This window comes from Kitasatospora sp. NPDC048407 (genome assembly GCF_043200475.1).
In the GTDB taxonomy this organism is placed as follows: Bacteria; Actinomycetota; Actinomycetes; order Streptomycetales; family Streptomycetaceae; genus Kitasatospora.
This window is the reverse complement of the sequence record NZ_JBICXW010000018.1, coordinates 83321-99518: the sequence shown is the minus strand read 5'-3', so window position 1 is coordinate 99518 and position 16198 is coordinate 83321. Positions and strand designations below refer to the sequence as shown.

22 protein-coding genes and 1 pseudogene are annotated in these 16198 nt (G+C 72.4%); 6 read left to right on the top strand and 17 right to left on the bottom strand.

Going from position 1 to position 16198, the window contains the following annotated elements; genetic code table 11:
• Positions 1-75 precede the first annotated feature (75 nt).
• The gene (locus ACGFWJ_RS27860) at positions 76-447 is read left to right on the top strand and encodes a winged helix-turn-helix transcriptional regulator (protein WP_392954535.1); all 372 of its coding nucleotides are present in this window, start codon (positions 76-78) and stop codon (positions 445-447) included.
• Here ACGFWJ_RS27860 and ACGFWJ_RS27855 read toward each other — a convergent pair.
• A complete protein-coding gene (locus tag ACGFWJ_RS27855; protein WP_392954533.1) occupies positions 444-1274 on the bottom strand; it encodes a class I SAM-dependent methyltransferase in 831 nt (276 codons plus the stop codon). The genes ACGFWJ_RS27860 and ACGFWJ_RS27855 overlap by 4 nt on opposite strands.
• A gap of 351 nt (positions 1275-1625) precedes the next feature.
• Positions 1626-2123: an FBP domain-containing protein gene (locus tag ACGFWJ_RS27850; protein ID WP_387641513.1), complete on the bottom strand. Its 498-nt coding sequence runs from the start codon at positions 2121-2123 to the stop codon at positions 1626-1628.
• 87 nt (positions 2124-2210) lie between these two features.
• Between ACGFWJ_RS27850 and ACGFWJ_RS27845 the strand changes: the two genes are divergently transcribed.
• Positions 2211-2780, top strand: coding sequence for a TetR/AcrR family transcriptional regulator (locus ACGFWJ_RS27845; protein ID WP_387641511.1), 570 nt, complete (start codon positions 2211-2213; stop codon positions 2778-2780).
• A 512-nt stretch (positions 2781-3292) separates the two neighbouring features.
• On the opposite strand, the gene msrA is transcribed toward ACGFWJ_RS27845, so the two are convergent.
• Both msrA and ACGFWJ_RS27835 read right to left on the bottom strand, forming a co-directional pair.
• Positions 3293-3796, bottom strand: coding sequence for a peptide-methionine (S)-S-oxide reductase MsrA (gene msrA / locus ACGFWJ_RS27840; RefSeq protein ID WP_392954530.1), 504 nt, complete (start codon positions 3794-3796; stop codon positions 3293-3295).
• A 131-nt stretch (positions 3797-3927) separates the two neighbouring features.
• The gene (locus ACGFWJ_RS27835; protein WP_392954528.1) at positions 3928-4506 is read right to left on the bottom strand and encodes a YbaK/EbsC family protein; all 579 of its coding nucleotides are present in this window, start codon (positions 4504-4506) and stop codon (positions 3928-3930) included.
• Positions 4507-4658: 152 nt separating this feature from the next.
• Between ACGFWJ_RS27835 and ACGFWJ_RS27830 the strand changes: the two genes are divergently transcribed.
• Entirely contained in the window at positions 4659-5939 is a 1281-nt protein-coding gene (locus ACGFWJ_RS27830) for a YhgE/Pip domain-containing protein (protein ID WP_392954526.1), read from the top strand.
• Positions 5940-6082: 143 nt separating this feature from the next.
• On the opposite strand, the gene ACGFWJ_RS27825 is transcribed toward ACGFWJ_RS27830, so the two are convergent.
• Positions 6083-6652, bottom strand: coding sequence for a maleylpyruvate isomerase N-terminal domain-containing protein (locus ACGFWJ_RS27825; protein ID WP_392954524.1), 570 nt, complete (start codon positions 6650-6652; stop codon positions 6083-6085).
• Between the two features lie 41 nt (positions 6653-6693).
• Positions 6694-7068, bottom strand: coding sequence for a VOC family protein (locus ACGFWJ_RS27820; protein WP_387641497.1), 375 nt, complete (start codon positions 7066-7068; stop codon positions 6694-6696).
• 283 nt (positions 7069-7351) lie between these two features.
• On the opposite strand from ACGFWJ_RS27820, the gene ACGFWJ_RS27815 reads away from it, so the two are divergent.
• Positions 7352-8077: a class I SAM-dependent methyltransferase gene (locus tag ACGFWJ_RS27815; protein ID WP_392954522.1), complete on the top strand. Its 726-nt coding sequence runs from the start codon at positions 7352-7354 to the stop codon at positions 8075-8077.
• A gap of 7 nt (positions 8078-8084) precedes the next feature.
• Here the strand turns inward: ACGFWJ_RS27815 and ACGFWJ_RS27810 are convergent, their stop codons facing one another.
• The 7 genes and pseudogenes from ACGFWJ_RS27810 to ACGFWJ_RS27780 all read right to left on the bottom strand — a co-directional run.
• Complete coding sequence (locus ACGFWJ_RS27810) at positions 8085-8264, bottom strand: Imm7 family immunity protein (protein ID WP_392954520.1); 180 nt, start codon at positions 8262-8264, stop codon at positions 8085-8087.
• Between the two features lie 10 nt (positions 8265-8274).
• Complete coding sequence (locus ACGFWJ_RS27805) at positions 8275-8682, bottom strand: DUF6193 family natural product biosynthesis protein (protein ID WP_392954518.1); 408 nt, start codon at positions 8680-8682, stop codon at positions 8275-8277.
• Positions 8683-8706: 24 nt separating this feature from the next.
• Positions 8707-9477 carry a MerR family transcriptional regulator gene (locus ACGFWJ_RS27800; protein WP_392954516.1) on the bottom strand — a complete coding sequence of 257 codons (771 nt, stop codon included), beginning with the start codon at positions 9475-9477 and terminating at the stop codon, positions 8707-8709.
• 86 nt (positions 9478-9563) lie between these two features.
• Positions 9564-10388, bottom strand: a complete 825-nt coding sequence (locus ACGFWJ_RS27795; RefSeq protein WP_392954514.1) for an alpha/beta fold hydrolase — start codon at positions 10386-10388, stop codon at positions 9564-9566.
• A 49-nt stretch (positions 10389-10437) separates the two neighbouring features.
• Complete coding sequence (locus ACGFWJ_RS27790) at positions 10438-11376, bottom strand: sigma-70 family RNA polymerase sigma factor (RefSeq protein ID WP_392954512.1); 939 nt, start codon at positions 11374-11376, stop codon at positions 10438-10440.
• Between the two features lie 10 nt (positions 11377-11386).
• A complete protein-coding gene (locus ACGFWJ_RS27785) occupies positions 11387-12601 on the bottom strand; it encodes an NAD(P)/FAD-dependent oxidoreductase (protein ID WP_392954510.1) in 1215 nt (404 codons plus the stop codon).
• A 148-nt stretch (positions 12602-12749) separates the two neighbouring features.
• A pseudogene (locus ACGFWJ_RS27780) lies at positions 12750-13298 on the bottom strand (transcriptional regulator); the annotation flags it as partial.
• On the opposite strand from ACGFWJ_RS27780, the gene ACGFWJ_RS27775 reads away from it, so the two are divergent.
• A complete protein-coding gene (locus tag ACGFWJ_RS27775) occupies positions 13293-13781 on the top strand; it encodes an aldo/keto reductase (protein ID WP_392954508.1) in 489 nt (162 codons plus the stop codon). The pseudogene ACGFWJ_RS27780 and the gene ACGFWJ_RS27775 sit on opposite strands and share 6 nt — an antisense overlap.
• 13 nt (positions 13782-13794) lie before the next feature.
• On the opposite strand, the gene ACGFWJ_RS27770 is transcribed toward ACGFWJ_RS27775, so the two are convergent.
• The gene (locus ACGFWJ_RS27770; protein WP_392954506.1) at positions 13795-14403 is read right to left on the bottom strand and encodes a TetR/AcrR family transcriptional regulator; all 609 of its coding nucleotides are present in this window, start codon (positions 14401-14403) and stop codon (positions 13795-13797) included.
• A 91-nt stretch (positions 14404-14494) separates the two neighbouring features.
• On the opposite strand from ACGFWJ_RS27770, the gene ACGFWJ_RS27765 reads away from it, so the two are divergent.
• Entirely contained in the window at positions 14495-14878 is a 384-nt protein-coding gene (locus ACGFWJ_RS27765) for a DUF4345 domain-containing protein (RefSeq protein ID WP_392954504.1), read from the top strand.
• Positions 14879-14886: 8 nt separating this feature from the next.
• Here the strand turns inward: ACGFWJ_RS27765 and ACGFWJ_RS27760 are convergent, their stop codons facing one another.
• The 3 genes from ACGFWJ_RS27760 to ACGFWJ_RS27750 form a co-directional block, all read right to left on the bottom strand.
• The gene (locus ACGFWJ_RS27760) at positions 14887-15030 is read right to left on the bottom strand and encodes a hypothetical protein (protein WP_392954502.1); all 144 of its coding nucleotides are present in this window, start codon (positions 15028-15030) and stop codon (positions 14887-14889) included.
• Positions 15031-15072: 42 nt separating this feature from the next.
• On the bottom strand, positions 15073-15615 hold the full coding sequence (locus ACGFWJ_RS27755; protein WP_392954500.1) for a HEAT repeat domain-containing protein: 543 nt from the start codon (positions 15613-15615) through the stop codon (positions 15073-15075).
• Between the two features lie 107 nt (positions 15616-15722).
• Positions 15723-16073 (bottom strand): 5-carboxymethyl-2-hydroxymuconate Delta-isomerase, encoded by a 351-nt coding sequence (locus ACGFWJ_RS27750; protein WP_387641464.1) that lies wholly within the window; start codon positions 16071-16073, stop codon positions 15723-15725.
• Positions 16074-16198: the final 125 nt, after the last annotated feature.

The window sequence follows — 16198 nt, the reverse complement described above, 5'->3', positions numbered from 1 at the left end:
CCGGTAGTGCCTCCGGACGGTAGCCACCCCTCTGGTTTCCGCCCGGATACCGGGGCGCGGCGCTACGGTGGGCCAATGCGCGAGCCCCTGGACCCGGAGATGTTCGATCCGGTGTGCCCGTCCGAGCTGGTGCCGATCCGGGTGGGCGGCGACAAGTGGGCGGGCATGATCGTCCAGTGCCTGGCGGACGGTCCCCGCCGCTTCTCCGAACTCCGGGTCCCGCTGCGCACCATCACGCCCAAGGTGCTCACCGCGTCGCTCCGGTCGCTGGAACGCGACGGCTTCGTCCTCCGCACCGTCCACCCCGGCCCCGCCCGCCGCGTCGACTACGAGCTGACGCCGCTCGGCCGCAGCCTCCTCGACCTGCTGGCCACCGCTCGCACCTGGGCCGAAGCCCACCTGGACGAACTGCTGGACGCCCGCGAAGCCGCCGACCGCACTGCCTAACGCCGCGCAGCCATCAGCACCGCCGCATGCGGCAGCTCCAACTCGCCGTCCTCGACCAAGAATTCGGCCGCCAGCCGATCGAACTCGCGCCGCACCCCGGCCCGCACCTCCGGCGACTGGCGGCGCAACAGCTCCCCGAGGAACGCGACCCCGTCGGCCGGGCCGCCCCACCACGTCTCCACGGCCGTCCGGTGGTTCCACGCCACCACCCGGCCGTCCACCCCGCCGAAACCGGCTGCGGCAAGCAACGCGAGGAAGCCGTCGACCTCAGTGACGGCCCGCAGGGCGGCAGGTGGCGGGGGCAGGTCGGTGGGGCGGACGGCCCCGGCGGCCTCGAAGGCGCGGCCGAGCAGGGACTGTCCGGGCGGTGCGGGGGCGGCCCAGGTGGTGAGGGCGAGTCGTCCACCGGGGCGCAGCACGCGGCGCAGTTCGGCGAGCGCCTCGGCGGGTCGTCCGACGTGGTTGAGCACGAAGTTGCCGACCACCGCGTCGAACGTGCCGTCCGCGAAAGGGAGTTCGGGCAGCGTGGCGGTGTGCAGCTCGGCCTCGGGCGCGGTGCGCCTCGCTTCGGCCAGCATGCTCGGTTCGGCGTCCACGGCGGTGACGCGGGCACCGCGCGCACAGGCCGCCGCGGCGGCGGTGCCCGTCCCGGTGCCGACGTCCAGCACCGCGCTGCCGGGCCCGACGCCGGCGGCGTCGAGCAGCGCGGGCACGGGGTGGGCGCACAGCCGGGCGACGCTCGCGGCGTAGGCGGTGGCCCGGCCCGCCCAGATCCGGCGCTCCAGCGCGTCGAACGCGTCCACGTCCGCCTCGGCGATCCCGCCCATTCCCGCCCCCTCCGGCATGTCAACTCGCTTCTGTCCTGTCTCAGCGAAGCGAAGGTTGAACAGTCTCACCAAAGGTTAAGCACTCCGCCGGGAGGTCTGAGCACCCAGGCCCTGGTCGGCTACCGGTCAACTGGCCCATCGCCGGGGAGCATTGGTGACCGCCGCTGCAAACTCCGGCCTTCCCGGCGGGCCCTGGTCCGGTGAGCGTCGTATCTCGCTGCGCTCCCGCGAGCTTCCCCACCGCCGCCCTCGCCCCTTGGCAGCCGAATCGCTCAATCTTCGGTGAGACGAAGCTGGCGGTCACCAGGGTTCGGCGAGAACGCGCAGCCTTCGTTGCGGCGGGCACACCTGTCAACTCGCTTCCGCTCCCTCCACCTTGGCGAGGAAGCCTGCCAGATTGTCTCGTACACGATCGATCCGCTGTTCCACCGTCAGCGATTCGTGGATCCGGGTGCCGGTTTCGCGCAGGCCGCGGACGTACAGCGAGCAGGCGAGGTCGCTGCACATGTACGCGCCGACGGAGTTGCCCTGGCGGCCGGCGGGGCCGGCGAGCGGGGCGACGAGGAGGGAGACGCCGCCGGTGTGGGTGGTGACGCAGAGGGAGCAGATGCTGCGCCGGGGCTGCCAACTGGCGGCGGCGGAGCTGCGCAGGACGACGGCTCGGGGGCGGTCGTCGTGGACGGTGACCAGGTAGGCGCGGTCGGGGGCCTGCGGGTCGCGCCAGCCGAGGAAGTCGAGGTCGGACCAGGGCAGGTCGGCCAGGTCGCGGGGGAGGTTGAGGCGTTTCGCCTCGCCCTTGGAGCAGTTCAGGAACGCGGCGCGGATCTCGGGGTCGGTCAGCTCTCTCACGAAGCGCCACGTTAATTTGCCTAAGTCGTTTAGGCAAATGGATAATCACCGGAGAAGGAACGATCGAGCAGCAGGAGGCGGGTCCAGTTGGCGCGTGCAGGTCTGTCGGCGGAGGTCCTGACCAGGGCGGGTGCGGAGCTGGCCGACGAGGTGGGCTTCGAGCAGGTCACGGTGACGGAGCTGGCGCGGCGCTTCGACGTGAAGGTGGCCAGCCTGTACTCGCACGTGAAGAGCTCGCAGGACCTGAAGGTGCGGATCGCCCTGCTGGCGCTCACCGAACTCGCCGACCGGGCCGCCGACGCGGTCGCCGGACGGGCGGGCCGCGACGCGCTGGCCGCGTTCGCCGAGGCGTACCGCGGCTACGCCGTCGAGCACCCGGGGCGCTACCAGGCCACCCGCCTGCGGCTGGACCCGGAGACTGCGGCAAGCAGCGCGGCGCCCCGCCACGCCCAGCTGACCAGGGCGATCCTGCGCGGCTACCACCTGCCGGAGCCGGACCAGACCCACGCGGTCCGCCTGCTCGGCGGCGCGTTCCACGGCTACATCGAACTCGAGGCCGCCGGCGGCTTCGCCCACACACCGGTCGACCCGCAGGCGTCCTGGGACTGGATCGTCGACTCCCTGGACACCCTGCTGCGCGCCCGCGCCGAACACTGACCCGACCCGGAACCACTCGCCCCGAAACCGGCTGCGCGCCCGCGCCAAGCACTGACCCACCCGGCTCGACCCGCCCCGAAACCGGCTGCTCGCCCGCGCCAAGCACTGACCCACCCGGCTCGACCCGCCCCGAAACCGGCTGCGCGCCCGCGCCGAACACTGACCCCACCCGGCTCGACCCGGCTCGACCCGAAAACACGCGACCGCCGACCGGGCATACCCGATCGGCGGCCAACCCCCGACTACGCGTCAGGCGCCGTCACGCACCGGCAGCTTCCACCCCGGCCGCAGCTGACACCACCCCGAACCACCGGCCGTCGACCGCCACACGATCAACCGCACCCGGCCGACGATCGTCCCCACACCGCCCGCCGACCCGCCGTCAGGCGTCACGCACCGGCAGCTTCCACCCCGGCCGCAGCTGACACCACCCCGAACCACCGGCCGTCGACCGACACACGATCAACCGCACCCGGCCGACGATCATCCCCACACCGCCCGCCGACCCGCCGTCAGGCGTCTCGTACCGGCAGCTTCCACCCCGGCCGCGGGAAGTGGCAGGTGTAGCCGTTGGGGTAGTGCTGGAGGTAGTCCTGGTGCTCCGGCTCGGCCTCCCAGAAGTCGCCCACCGGCGTCACCTCGGTGACCACCTTTCCGGGCCACAGGCCGCTCGCGTCGACGTCGGCGATGGTGTCGAGCGCGGTGGCGCGCTGCTGCTCGTCGCCGTAGAAGATCGCGGAGCGGTAGCTGCTGCCGATGTCGTTGCCCTGCCGGTCCACGGTGCTCGGGTCGTGGATCTGGAAGAAGTACTCGAGCAGCGTGCGGTAGCTGATTCGCTCCGGGTCGTAGACGATCTCCAGCGCCTCGGCGTGGCCGGGGTGGTTGCGGTAGGTGGCGTGCGCGTTCTCGCCGCCGGTGTAGCCGGTGCGGGTCGACTGGACGCCGGGGAGGTTGCGGATCAGCTCCTGCATTCCCCAGAAGCAGCCGCCGGCCAGGACAGCCCGGTCCGTGGTCATCTCGTTCTCACTCCTCGCGTGGGACGTCCGCACCCCTGGTGCGGTGCGTGGCCCGTCCGCCGGGGCGCTGCCCGGCGGGACCATCCCCTCCAACCTCAGCCGTCCGCCCGGTGTTCCCACTGCCGAAAGGTTCAGCCGGCCAGCCCGTCCAGCACCTGCGCGCCGGGCAGTGCGGCCAGTGCCGCGCCGGGCAGGATCAGCTTGCCGCGGCGCCGTCCGCTGCCGATCAGCACCCACGGGGTGGCGGCGACGGCGGCGTCGATCAGCAGTGGCCAGTGCGCGGGCAGGCCGACGGGGGTGATGCCGCCGTACTCCATGCCGCTCTCGCCGACGGCGGTGTCCATGGGCGCGAACGAGGCCTTCCGCGCGCCGAGGTGACCGCGCACCGCCTTGTTGACGTCGAGTCGGGTGGTGGCCAGCACGAGCCCGGCGGCCAGCGTGGTCTCGCCGCCGCGCTTGGCGGCGACCACCACGCAGTTCGCGGACGCCTCGGCGGGGACGTCGTACGCGGCGCAGAACACGGCGGTGTCGGCGAGTTCCGGGTCGGTGTCCACGTACCGCACGGCGCCGGCGAGTTCGGCGTCCCAGTGCTTCAGCGCGGCCGCCACCGGCCCGGCCAGTTCGGCGACGGCGTCCAGCGCCCGCCGCACGTCCGGAAAGTTCCCGAACGGCGCCGTCACCTGCTCGTCCAGGGAGTCCTGTTCGTCCATGGACCAACCCTAGCGAACGCCCCCGCGCAACCCGGGCTGGCCCATTGGGGTGAGCCCGGCCGGTGTCGCGGCCGTTCGGACGGCGCCCGGACCCTATCGTCATGGGGGTTTCCAGGCCGGGACGGCAGCCGGCGTCGACAGGGTGGAGTGGCATGGCGACCGAGGTTCCCCCGCAACGACCCGCCCGGCAGGCCCGCGCGTGGCAGGTGCTGCGCCGGTGGCGGATGTGGCTGGTCCCCGGCGTCCTGAGCGCGCTGGTCGCGCTGGTGCTGTCGCTGCTGTACATGGGCGGCATCCTGACCCCGACGGACCATCTGCACCGGATGCCGATCGCGCTGGTGGACGCGGACGCCGGACCGCCGTTGCCGGGCCAATCCGCGCCGCTGGGAGTGGAGTTGACGGACGCGGTGGCGGCGGGGACGCCGCCGGGGCAGGTGCAGTGGCAGCGGGTGTCGCGCGAGCGGGCGCAGGAGTTGCTGGCCTCGGGGCAGGTGTACGGGGCGTTGGTGGTACCGGAGGACTTCTCCCGCACCGTGGCCGCGCTGACGACGAACCAGGCCTCGGCGCGTCCGGTGCTGTTCGCACTGACCAATCCGGGCACCGGTTCGCTGGCGTCCTCGCTGGCGAGCCAGATCACCCAGCAGTCGGCGCACCGCTCCTCGCAGGCGCTCGGCAAGCAGCTGACGGCGGCCGTGCCGAGCGCCTCGGCGACGGCGCGGCTGCTGCTGGCCGACCCGGTGGACGTCCGGGTGCAGCCGGGACATCCAATCGGACGGCACAGCGGGCTCGGACTGAGCGCCTTCTACTACACGCTGCTGCTGGTGCTGGCGGGGTTCCTGAGCGCCAACCTGGTGCACAACGGGGTGGACACGTCGCTCGGTTACGCGGACAGCGAGATCGGGCCGTGGCACTGGCGCCGGCCGACGGTGCCGATCAACCGGACCCAGACGCTGGTGGTGAAGATGGAGATGACCGCGGGGCTGTCCGTCGTCACCACCACGATGATCATGCTGGCGACGATCGGCATCCTCGGCATGGACGCCCCGCACCTGCCGCTGCTGTGGGTGTTCTCGTTCGCCGCCTGCGTCACGGTGGGCCTGGGCGTGCAGGCGATCAACGCGGCGTTCGGCACGCTCGGCCAGCTGGTGGCGATGTTCGTCTTCATCGCGCTCGCACTGCCGTCCTCGGGCGCGACGGTCCCGCTCGAGGCCACGCCGTCCTTCTACCACTTCCTCGGCGCGTTCGAACCGATGCGCCAGGTCGCGGGCGGGGTGCGGGCGATCCTGTACTTCGACGCGCAGGCCGACGCCGGGCTGACCCGGGCCTGGGTGATGATCGCGGTGGGCTTCGTGGTGGCGCTGGTCTTCGGCTTCGCGATGACCTTCTACTACGACCGCAAGGGCCTGCACCGGATGGTCCCGACGCCGTCCTGACCACCGCGCTCAGCACTCACCGGCTGCACGACTCGCGCCGCCCTGACCACCGCCCAGGACGACAGCACCGCCCAGGACGACAGCACCGCCCAGGACGACAGCACCGCCCAGGACGACACCACCGCCCAGGACGACAGCACCGCTCAGGACGACAGCGCCGCTCGCCACCCCCACGACTCACGCCGCGCCAGGCCCGGCAGTTCGCCGCGTCCGGTGCACCAGAGCAGCACCCGCACCGGGTCGCCGGCCGGCGCGTCGGGGAACAGCCGGGCCAGCACGGCGGCGCAGAGCGCCGGCGACGGGGTGCGGTCGAGGCCGAGGCCGGTGGCGATGTCGTGGGTGTGCAGCAGGATCTCGGCGACGCCCATCGCGGCGAAGCCGGTCCGGTCGGCCGGCCCCCAGTGCCAGGCCCGCAGGTCGGGCCCGGCGGCGGCCAGCGCGAGAGCCAGCAACTCGCCGCAGGCCAGCGCGATCTGCAAGGTGGTGGCGGGGGCGGTGCCCGGCCGGACCGTCAGGTCGAACGGCAGGTACCGGTCGTCGGGACGGGCCGCCAGCTGCCCGGCGTAGGCGAGCAGATCGTGGCCGATGTGCGCCAGCGTCTCCTGGCACGACCACTCCAGCCCGCCGGCCGGGACGCTCCAGTCGGCGTCCAGGTGCGGGGCGAGGGTGAGTTGCAGCTCCGCGAGCGCCGCGCGCAGATCCTGATCGTCCATCAGGTCATCCTCGCACCCGCACCATGGAACAGCTACGGCGCCTACAGGTAGGGGCGGGTGATCAGCTCCAGGCCGTGACCGGCCGGGTCGAGCAGGTAGACGCCGCGCCCGCCGTGCTCGGTGTTGGTCTCGCCGAGGCGCTGCATCTGCGGGTCGGCCCAGTGCGGGATGTCGCGCTCGCACAGCAGCGCGTAGGCGCGGTCGAAGTGCTCGTCGTCGAGCAGGAACGCGTAGTGGTGCATCTGGATCTCCACCGGCGGCTCGGCGAACTGGAGCAGCACACCGTCGGCGATCGTCAGGTTGCTGAACGGCCCCCAGGACGGGGCCTCTTCGGCTTCCAGCAGCTCGCGGTAGAAGAGCGCGGAGACCGCGCGATCCACGGCCGGGATGATGGTGTGGTTGAAAGCAGCAGGCATGGTGGTAGGTGAACCTCTTTCCGGTGTCGGGGGGTTGGCGCAGGCATGGCCGGCCTGCTCGGTCTGGGCGGTTACGTGCTCCCAGGACCGGGCGGTCCCCTGACCGGTGGGCACCCCGAAGGCACCAGGGGCGGCCTCAGCCGCCCACCGGTTCACCAATCCGTGCGTGGCCCATGGCCGTTCCGGTGTTCACCCGAGCACCGTACGCAACATCCCGTCCCGGCGACAACCGGTTTTTCCAGCCCTCCCCGAACGGCAGGTGCCCGGGCGTACCCTCGCCCGCATGGCTGACGAGTGCTTCACCGACCCCCGACTGGCCGCGCTCTACGACGCGCTGGACCCGGACCGCTCCGACCTGCTCCCCTATCTCGCCCTGGCCGAGGAGCTCGGCGCCCGCAGCGTCCTCGATCTCGGCTGCGGCACCGGCGTGTTCGCCCTGCTGCTGGCCGAGCGCGGCATCGAGGTGACGGGCGTGGACCCGGCGGCGGCCTCCGTCGAGGTGGCCCGGGCCAAGCCGGGCGGCGACGGCGTCCGCTGGATCTGCGGCGACGCGACGACGCTGGCGCCGCTGCGGGTCGACCTGGTCACCATGACGGCCAACGTCGCCCAGGCGATCACCGACCCCGCCGACTGGCTCGCGACCCTGCGCGGCGCCCACGCGGCACTCCGCCCCGGCGGCCACCTCGTCTTCGAGACCCGCGACCCGTCCCGCCGCGCCTGGGAGGGCTGGACCCGGGAGGCCACCCACCAGCTCGACGACCTGCCGGAGGTCGGCCAGGTGGAGTGCTGGATCGATCTGCTGGACGTCAACGGGCCGCTGGTGACGTTCCGTTCGCACTACGTCTTCGCCTCGGACGGCCGGCACCTCACCTCCGACTCCACCCTGCGCTTTCGCGAACGCGCCGAGGTGACGGCCGACCTGCAAGCGGCGGGCTTCGGCCTCCACGAGGTCCGCGACGCACCCGACCGCCCGGGCCGCGAGTTCGTCTTCCTGGCCCGCCGCCCCTGACCTCGCGTCAGGAGACCCAGGGGTCCTCCAGCACCGGGATGCACGGCGACAGGTGGGTGTCCTCGTGCACGCTCACCTGCCCCCGCACCATCCGGTGCACCACGAACCCGTCGGCGTGCGCCCGGCCCTCGTCGTCCTCCGCGTCGGCGCGTTCCCGGATGGTCACCCAGCCGTGGTACTCGAACATGCCCGGCAGACTACCCGGTGCCCATCGGCCGCAGCGCCGAGCCGAGAATCACGGGCCCGATGTCGGACGGGAGTTCGCGCACGGCGCACGCGACCGCCTCCGCCGCGGTGGTGAAGCGTCCGAGGTTGGGCGCGAGAATCCCGGTGCCCACCCCGAAATCACCGTCGCCGTTCGCCGACACGACGGGGCCGACCGCCGCCATCAGGGGCCCGGTGGTGGTGGAGAAGCGCAGTCCCCAGTGGCTGGTGAAGGGATACAGGGCCCGCAGCACCGGCTCCGTGTAGGCGGCCTCGATCAACTGCCGGTACGAATCGGCCCAGGAGTACTCCATCGCGGCCGCCTCCGCGCGCTTGAACTGCCACTGGGACTCCACCACCTGGTCAACGGTGGCGTCGGCGGGGTTCGGTGAGTCGTTCACGTCCCTCATCGTCCCAGATCGCCGTCAGGGCGGTTCGGTGCCGGCCGCGCGCAGCTTCTGCTGGATCAGCGCGGTGAGCCGGCGCCACCCCGGCCGGTCGTCCTCGCCGTGGTGGGTGAGCAGGTCGTGGCGGGTGACGGCGTCGTCCTGGTGCTGAAGGCCGGTCAGGGTGGGCAGCAGGGACGGGTCGGCGAGGAAGTGCTGGGCCATCTCCTCGGCGAGGTCCTCGATCCGGGGGTCGTCGGCCGCCCAACTCCCGGCGCTCCAGGTGAGTTTGATCAGGGCGACGTGCCGGGGGTCGTCCAGGCCGTGCTCGATCTGCGCAAGGTAGTCCTCGAAGCCCTCCGGCATCAGTGCCCGGACCAGGATCAGGCCCTCCCGCGCGATGGCCATGTCCTGGGCGGAGAAACCGAATCCAGGCATCCGGTCGAGAATGGCGCAGGCCCGGTCGGGCAGCAGCACCCGGTCGCCGGTGGCGAGGCGGCGCAGCGTGGCGCGGCGGGCGGTCAGTTCCTCGATCCGCCGGGTGAGGTTCTCCTCGACCTGGTCGAGCGCGGTCGCGAATTCCTCGCCCTCGGCGTCCAGGATCGGCCCGATCTCGGCCAGTGGCACGCCCGCCCCGGCCAGGGTGCGGACCTGGACCAGGCGCAGCAGTTCGGCGGTGCCGTAGCGCCGGTAGCCGGAGCTGTCGCGGCGGGGTTCGGCGACGAGACCGGTGCGGTGGTAGACCCGGACGGCCTTCACCGTGATGCCGGCGAACGCGGCGGCCTGGCCGATGGTGACCCCGTCCGTCATCCCGCCTGCCGACCCGCCTACCGACCCGCCTGCCAATCCGCCTGCCGACCCGCCTACCGATCCGCCTGCCATCCCGTCAGAAAACCTCACTGCAAGCCGTCCTGTCCAACCTCCCGAACCGCGGTGGCGATGGCCCGGAAGTCCTTGCGCACGATGGTGGTGTGCTTGCTCGGGACGGTGGCGCTGACCTGCACGTGCGGGTTGCGGGCGAGGATCGGGTCGAGGGTGGCGCGCATCGCGGCGAGCCCTTCCGCGGTGCCGCCGAGGCTGGCGCCGGTGGCGACCAGGAAACGCATGGGGAAGGTCACTTGGTCGAACACCGGGTCACTGTCGGCGACGATCTCGTTCAGTTCGATGTTGATCTCGGCGTGCTGTTCGGCGGACATTCGCGCGGCCATCCCCAGCGGCCGGACCAGCGGCATGATCCAGCCGAACTTCCGGAACATGGTGCGGATCTGCTCGCGGCCGGCCTCCCGGCCGCCTTCGACGGTGGCCAGGTAGTCCCAGGGGTAGCCGCCGTCGACCATCACCACGCCGGCGGTCCGGTCCGGGTTGCGGGTGCTCCAGTGCAGGGCCAGCGCGGCGCCGTAGGACCAGCCGACCAGCAGCGGCCGCTGCACCCCGGTGGCGTCCAGGACGGCGTCGATGTCGCGCAGGCAGGCGGCGAACGAGTAGTCGGCCGACTGCTTCGAGCGGCCGCGGGCCCGTTCGTCGAAGGTGATGTGACGGTGGCCGTCGCCGAGTTCGGCGATGACGTGCCGCCAGTTCCGCTGCGTGGCGTAGGAGCCGTTGAGGTAGAGCACGGGCTGCCCGGGGCCGCCGGTGTCGGTGACGGCGAGCGCCGTGTCCTCCACCGGGACCAGCCCGGACCAGGCAGCGTTGCGGGTCTTCGTGTTCGCGTTCTTCGTCATGCCCTCCAGCGTGGGGCTTGACCTTGGGTCAAGGTCAAGCCGCTTCCGCTCACCACTCGGCGACGACCGGCTCCCCGGGTTCGTGCCGCTGCCAGGCGGTGTCGAGACGCGCCAGCCGGTCCGGGGCGGCGACGCCGCACAGGCCGGCGACCTTGCCGTCGCGCAGTTCCAGTACCACGGCGCCCTTGACCCGGCCGTCGACCACGGCGACGACCGCCGGGGCACCGTTGACCTGCGCGATGTGCAGCGCGGAGATGCCGCCCGCCAGCCGTCGTTTGGCGGGGGTGGACCGGAAGCCGGCCCGCACGCCGGCGGCGATCTGTTCGCGGCTGGTGAGCCGCAGCAGCCGCTTGGCCAGGCCCGCGCCGTCCGAGACCGCGGTGGCGTCGGCGGTGAGCATCGCCACCAACTGGTCGACCCGCCCGGAGGTGGCGGCGATCAGGAACTCCTCGGCCACCCGCTTCGCGGACGCCGGATCCGTCTCGGGGCCGCCGCGCCGCTCGGCGGCCACCCGCCGGCGCGCCCGGTGGACGTGCTGCTGGCTCGCGGACTCGCTGATGTCGAGGATCCCGGCGATCTCGGCGTGCGGGTAGGCGAACGCCTCGCGCAGCACGTACGCGGCGCGTTCGACGGGCGCGAGGCGCTGCATCACGGTCAGCACGGCCAGCGACACCGACTCGCGCTGCTCGAAGGTGTCGGCGGGGCCGAGCATCGGGTCGCCCTGGAGCAGCGGTTCGGGGAGCAGGTCGCCGACGGCCCGCTCGTACCGGGCGTGGGCCGAACGGAGTTGGTCGAGGCAGAGGTTGGTGACGACCTTGGTCAGCCATGCCTCGGGCACCTCGATCCGGTCGCGGTCGGCGGCCTGCCAGCGCAGGAAGGCGTCCTGCACGGCGTCCTCGGCGTCGCCGGCCGAACCGAGCAGACGGTACGCGAGCGAGGCCAGCCGGCTCCGGCTGGCCTCGAAGCGGTCGATGGCGGCGCTGTCCATGCACAACAACTTAGGCGGCGCTCCGCGTGCGGGTCTGCTGGGGGCTCTGTGCGGGGCTCTTCACCGGAACTGCCGTCAGGTGGCGCCTGCGCTTGGGCATGCCGTAGGTCGGGTGCGCGATGGTCCACGCGGAGGCCTTGAGCACGCTCGTCTTGAACCGCACGGCGGTCCGGCCGCCCAGGTACCAGGACTTGGAGCGTTCGGCGCCGTCCACCATCTGCACGAGCGCGTCCCGCTGCCCGAGGCTGATGTGGTTGCCGAAGTACTTCAGCGCGGAGACCGGGGCCTCCCGGCCCGTCAGGCGGGCGATGATGGCGGCGGTGGCCTGGGTGGCGGTGAGGCCGGCCGAGGCACAGGACATCGGCAGCGGACGACCGTTGACGCCGATCGCGTGGGCGCTGTCCCCGGCGACGTAGACGTCCGGGTGCGAGACGGAGCGCATGCTGCGGTCGACCAGGATCCGGCCGTCCGCGGCGAGCTCCAGGCCGCTGGCGGCCGTCAGCGGGTTCACGGCGAACCCGGCGGCCCAGACCGTCACTTCGGCGGGCACGGCGCGGCCGTCGGCGGCGAGCGCCCGGCCCGGCTCGACGGCTTCGATGCCGGTGTGCTCGTGGACGGTGATGCCGAGCCGGGCGAAGGACGCCCGCAGGTAGCGGCGGGCCTTCGGGGAGAGCCAGGCGCCGAGTTCGCCCCGGGCGGCGAGCGCGACCGCCAGGTCGGGGCGGGCCTCGGCGATCTCGGCGGCGGTCTCGATGCCGGTCAGCCCCTCCCCCACCACCAGCACGGTGCCTCCCGCGCCCAGCTCGGCCAGCCGGTCGCGCAGCCGCAGCGCCGAGGGCAGGCCGGTGACGTCGAACGCATGCTCCGCCACGCCGGGGACGTCGTGCCGGTCCACCGCGCTGCCGAGCGCGAACAGCAGCGTGTCGTAGGCGAGTTCGGCGTCGCCGTCCGCGTCGCTGACGGCGACGGTCCGGCGCTCGGGGTCGAGCCCGGTGACGCGGGCCACCCGCACCCGCACCCCGGTGCCCGCGAACATGTCGGCGAGCGGGCGGAATTCGACCTTGTGCCCGCTGGCGAGCTGGTGCAGCCGCATCCGCTCGACGAAGTCGGGGGCGGCGTTGACGACGGTGATCTCGATGTCCTCGGCGTTCAGCCGGCGGGCCAGGTTCCCGGCGGCGAAGGCTCCGGCGTAGCCGGCGCCGAGGACGACGATGCGGTGCCTCATGAGGGTGCTCCTGTCTGGTTCGCGTGCCCTCTGAACGGGACGGCGCACCGATTGCTGACAGCGCCCGGATGTGAGCTGGGTCACCGCGAACTCCGCTGCCCCGGCCGGTGTTGGTAACGGCCCAACCGGCCGGCAGCGTCAGCGCGTCCGCGGCGGCGCTGTGCGCGGGCGCGCTGTACACGACCACGGCGAGCCCCTCCGGGAGTTCCATGCTCTCGTGGTCGAGTTCCAGTTCGCCGACCACCGGGTGCCGGAAGCGTTTGACGCCCTTGCGGTGGACGTGCACGTCGCGACCGCCCCACAGGGTGCGGAACTCCTCGCTGCGGGCGGACAGTTCGCCGATCAGCCGGGTCAGCTCCGGGTCGTACGGGTTCCTGCCCGCCGCGACCCGCAGCACGCCCACCGCGTCGTGCGCGACGCGTTCCCAGTCGGCGTAGAACCGGCGGGCGGCGGGCGTGAGGAAAGCGAACCGGGCGCTGTTCGCGCCGCTGGTGGGGTCGTCGAACATCGGGGCGAACAGGGCCCGGCCGAGCGGGTTGGCCGCCAAGGTGTCCAGCCGATCGCTCGTCACGAACGCCGGCAGGTTCGGCATCCCCTCGATGATCCGCAGCACTCTCGGCCGCACCGTCGGCTCAGCACCGGGCCGCCGCGCGCGGGACCCCGGCCCGGCGGCCCGCGCCAGGTCGTACAGGTGCATGCGTTCGGTGCCGTCCAGGCGCAGCGCCCGGGCGACGGCGTCCAGGATGCTGTCCGACACACCCTTGAGGTTGCCGTGCTCCAGCCGGGTGCAGTACTCGACGCTGACGCCCGCGAGCATCGCGACCTCGCCGCGCCGCAGCCCCGCCACCCGTCGCAGTCCGTGCACCGGCAGCCCCGCCTGCGCGGGCGTGATCCGGTCGCGGCGGGAGCGCAGGAACGCGGCGGCTTCTCCCCGGTCGTCCATGCCCGCCAGCCCAGGCAGGCCGCGTCAGTCGCCCTGCGCTGGCTGCTCCAGCGCGGCATCCCGCTGGTCGCCAAGAGCACCGACCCCGGGCGGCTGCGCCGGAACATCGCCGTGTTCGACTTCGAGCTGCCCCCCGACGAACTCGCCGCCATCGCCCAACTCGACCGCCACCAGCCGGGGTTGGGATTCACCCACCAGGACCCTCGGATGCTCGGACTCCTCCTGAAGTACGCGTGACCCTGTTGGGCGCTCAGTGCGGCCAGTCCGGGGCGGGATCCACGTCGAACAGCGGCCTGATCGCGCCCAGGACGGCGCCGATGCAGATGTCGCGCAGCTCGGCGCGGGTGCAGTGCGGCTCGATCAGCCAGTCCACGCACAGGACTTGAACGAACACCAGCCAGCTCTTCAGCACGCCCGACACGGCCTCCCTGGTCCGGTCGCCGGCGGGCGGGAGCGCACTCAGCAGGCGCTCGCGCAGCGCGTCGAGCTCGTCGGCGATGATCGTCTGGACCAGCCGGTCACCGGCCAGCACCCGGTTCGCCGCGAGCACGGTGTTGCGGTTCTCCGCGAAGTACTCGATGTGCGCGTCCAGGCCCTCGGCGAGCTGCTTGACCAGGGAGTCGGCGGGGTCGAACCGGGTCTTGGCGAGCAACTGCTCGGCGACCTGCCGGTAGAGGGCCGCGAACAGGTCGCGCTTGCTCGGGAAGTGCCGGTAGAGCAGCGCCCGGGACACCCCCGCGCGCTCGGCGACGTCCTCCATCAGCACCTCGTCGTACGCATGCGCAGCGAAGAACTGGGCAGCAACAGCGAGGAGTTGGGCGCGGCGGTCGGCTGGGCTGAGGCGCTGGCGAGGAGGCACCCGGCCATCCTACTTGACACGTGTCTACTAGCGGCGCGTAGCCTGCTGTTCCTGGTTGACGCGTGTCTACTAACAGGGGGTCGGCGCTGTCATGACCAAGGACAAGGCACTGCACGCACTCATGCTCACCATGGGCTACGGCTGCGTGGCGATCGGGCTCTTCCACGTCCTGCTCGGCAACTCCGCGATCCCCGGCGAGAGTTCGGCCGGCCCGACCATCGACAGCCTCGGCCGGTTCTTCGGCGCGATCTTCGCCGGCTACGGCGTCGCCTGGCTCCAGGCCGCCCGCCGGTCACCGATCCGCACCACCGCCGTCCGCCGGCTGGCCGGCATCCTGTTCCTCGGCGGCCTCGGACGAATCCTCTCGCTCGCCGTACACGGCTGGCCGCACTGGTTCCAGGTCGCCCTGGGCATCGTCGAACTGGCCCTGCCGCCGCTGTTCCTCTGGCTGGCCCGCACCGACTCCGAGCAGTAGGCGCACGATCAACTGCCGGCCAGGGAGCAGCAGTCCGACCGATGGAGAACGCGAGCCAGGGCAGACTCCGTGGTGTCCCACTCCTCCCGCCGGTCCCCGGAGTCGAGCACCAGCGGTTCGTCCGCCACCTCGGCGATCCAGTCCGACAGCATGCGCGCAGTCTGCCGCCCCTCACCGGGGCACCGCCCGCCCCGTCACCTGGACGCCCGCGGACCCGTCCGCTCGTAAACGGCCCCGCCCGGGATGTACCAGCCCGCCTTCTTCCGCACAGCCGGACTCGGATCCTGCCGGTGCGACACCTGCAGAGCGGCAACAGCCCGGGCATCGGCACGGGCGAACTTGCCGACCAACTCGGCGGCCCGCGACCGCACCTGCGGATCGGGGTCGGAAGCCAGGTGCCGCAACGCAGGTTCGAGCACCCGGTCCGCACCCGGCGCGCACGCGTCGTCCTTGCACCGGTCGCACGCGAGGGCATGGAACGCGGCGATCCTGACCCGGGCGTCCGGATCGTCGGCCATCGTGATCAGCTGCCCCATCGACTCCGTGTCGACCAGGTGGTCCAGCAACCGGCAGCAGCCCTCCCGGACAGCCGCACTCTCATGGGACAGGCCGGCCCTGATGGCACCCACCGCATCCCCCTTGCGCCGCAACAGCTCCCAGTAGGCCGCCACGGCACGCTGCGGGTCGCCCAAGTACGCGACGAGGGCTTCGTTGTCGGTCCTCACGAATCCGAGCATGACCTCAGTGTCGAACCGTCCGACACCACCCGACAACCGAATTCCCCCACGCCCACCCCCCCACCGCCGAAGGCCGAGGCGCCCCCTTCCACCCCGGCCCGCCGACCTCAGTGCCCGGCGTGATGCACGAACACGTAGGTCTCCCGGTCCAGTTCACTCACCTCGACACAGAACGCGGCCGGCACCCGAACATGCGACCGCAGCAAATCCGTCACCCGCACCGACAGTTCACTACGCGCCGCGACACTGCGCCCGCCCAGAATCTTGATCTCCACCAGCACCACCGCCTCCCCCGACGCCCCGTCCCCGACCAGATGCGAAACCGCCGGCCGCACCAGCGTCTTGCAGTCACCCGTCGCCGTGTCGATCACCTCAGGAATCAGCTGATGAACCTCCTTCGCAAACGCCGTGGCGTCGAACTCGAGCCCCGGCGAGTGATCGATCAGGATCTGCGGCATGACAAACACCCTCCCGGACGCACAACGCCCCGGGACCCTCCCGGCACGACGGCGCCCATGGTCAGCTGACTCTACTGACCCGCCAACCCACCCGACCCGACGCAGCCGCCCCTCCCCCGCGCGCC

What these genes read in the sequence shown, in the direction of transcription:
- ACGFWJ_RS27860 (WP_392954535.1), top strand. Translation starts at nt 76, where the DNA reads ATGCGCGAGCCCCTGGACCCGGAGATGTTCGATCCGGTGTGCCCGTCC.
- ACGFWJ_RS27855 (WP_392954533.1), bottom strand. Translation starts at nt 1,274, where the DNA reads ATGGGCGGGATCGCCGAGGCGGACGTGGACGCGTTCGACGCGCTGGAG.
- msrA (WP_392954530.1), bottom strand. Translation starts at nt 3,796, where the DNA reads ATGACCACGGACCGGGCTGTCCTGGCCGGCGGCTGCTTCTGGGGAATG.
- ACGFWJ_RS27835 (WP_392954528.1), bottom strand. Translation starts at nt 4,506, where the DNA reads ATGGACGAACAGGACTCCCTGGACGAGCAGGTGACGGCGCCGTTCGGG.
- ACGFWJ_RS27830 (WP_392954526.1), top strand. Translation starts at nt 4,659, where the DNA reads ATGGCGACCGAGGTTCCCCCGCAACGACCCGCCCGGCAGGCCCGCGCG.
- ACGFWJ_RS27825 (WP_392954524.1), bottom strand. Translation starts at nt 6,652, where the DNA reads ATGGACGATCAGGATCTGCGCGCGGCGCTCGCGGAGCTGCAACTCACC.
- ACGFWJ_RS27820 (WP_387641497.1), bottom strand. Translation starts at nt 7,068, where the DNA reads ATGCCTGCTGCTTTCAACCACACCATCATCCCGGCCGTGGATCGCGCG.
- ACGFWJ_RS27815 (WP_392954522.1), top strand. Translation starts at nt 7,352, where the DNA reads ATGGCTGACGAGTGCTTCACCGACCCCCGACTGGCCGCGCTCTACGAC.
- ACGFWJ_RS27810 (WP_392954520.1), bottom strand. Translation starts at nt 8,264, where the DNA reads ATGTTCGAGTACCACGGCTGGGTGACCATCCGGGAACGCGCCGACGCG.
- ACGFWJ_RS27800 (WP_392954516.1), bottom strand. Translation starts at nt 9,477, where the DNA reads ATGACGGACGGGGTCACCATCGGCCAGGCCGCCGCGTTCGCCGGCATC.
- ACGFWJ_RS27795 (WP_392954514.1), bottom strand. Translation starts at nt 10,388, where the DNA reads ATGACGAAGAACGCGAACACGAAGACCCGCAACGCTGCCTGGTCCGGG.
- ACGFWJ_RS27790 (WP_392954512.1), bottom strand. Translation starts at nt 11,376, where the DNA reads ATGGACAGCGCCGCCATCGACCGCTTCGAGGCCAGCCGGAGCCGGCTG.
- ACGFWJ_RS27785 (WP_392954510.1), bottom strand. Translation starts at nt 12,601, where the DNA reads ATGAGGCACCGCATCGTCGTCCTCGGCGCCGGCTACGCCGGAGCCTTC.
- ACGFWJ_RS27765 (WP_392954504.1), top strand. Translation starts at nt 14,495, where the DNA reads ATGACCAAGGACAAGGCACTGCACGCACTCATGCTCACCATGGGCTAC.
- ACGFWJ_RS27760 (WP_392954502.1), bottom strand. Translation starts at nt 15,030, where the DNA reads ATGCTGTCGGACTGGATCGCCGAGGTGGCGGACGAACCGCTGGTGCTC.
- ACGFWJ_RS27755 (WP_392954500.1), bottom strand. Translation starts at nt 15,615, where the DNA reads ATGCTCGGATTCGTGAGGACCGACAACGAAGCCCTCGTCGCGTACTTG.
- ACGFWJ_RS27750 (WP_387641464.1), bottom strand. Translation starts at nt 16,073, where the DNA reads ATGCCGCAGATCCTGATCGATCACTCGCCGGGGCTCGAGTTCGACGCC.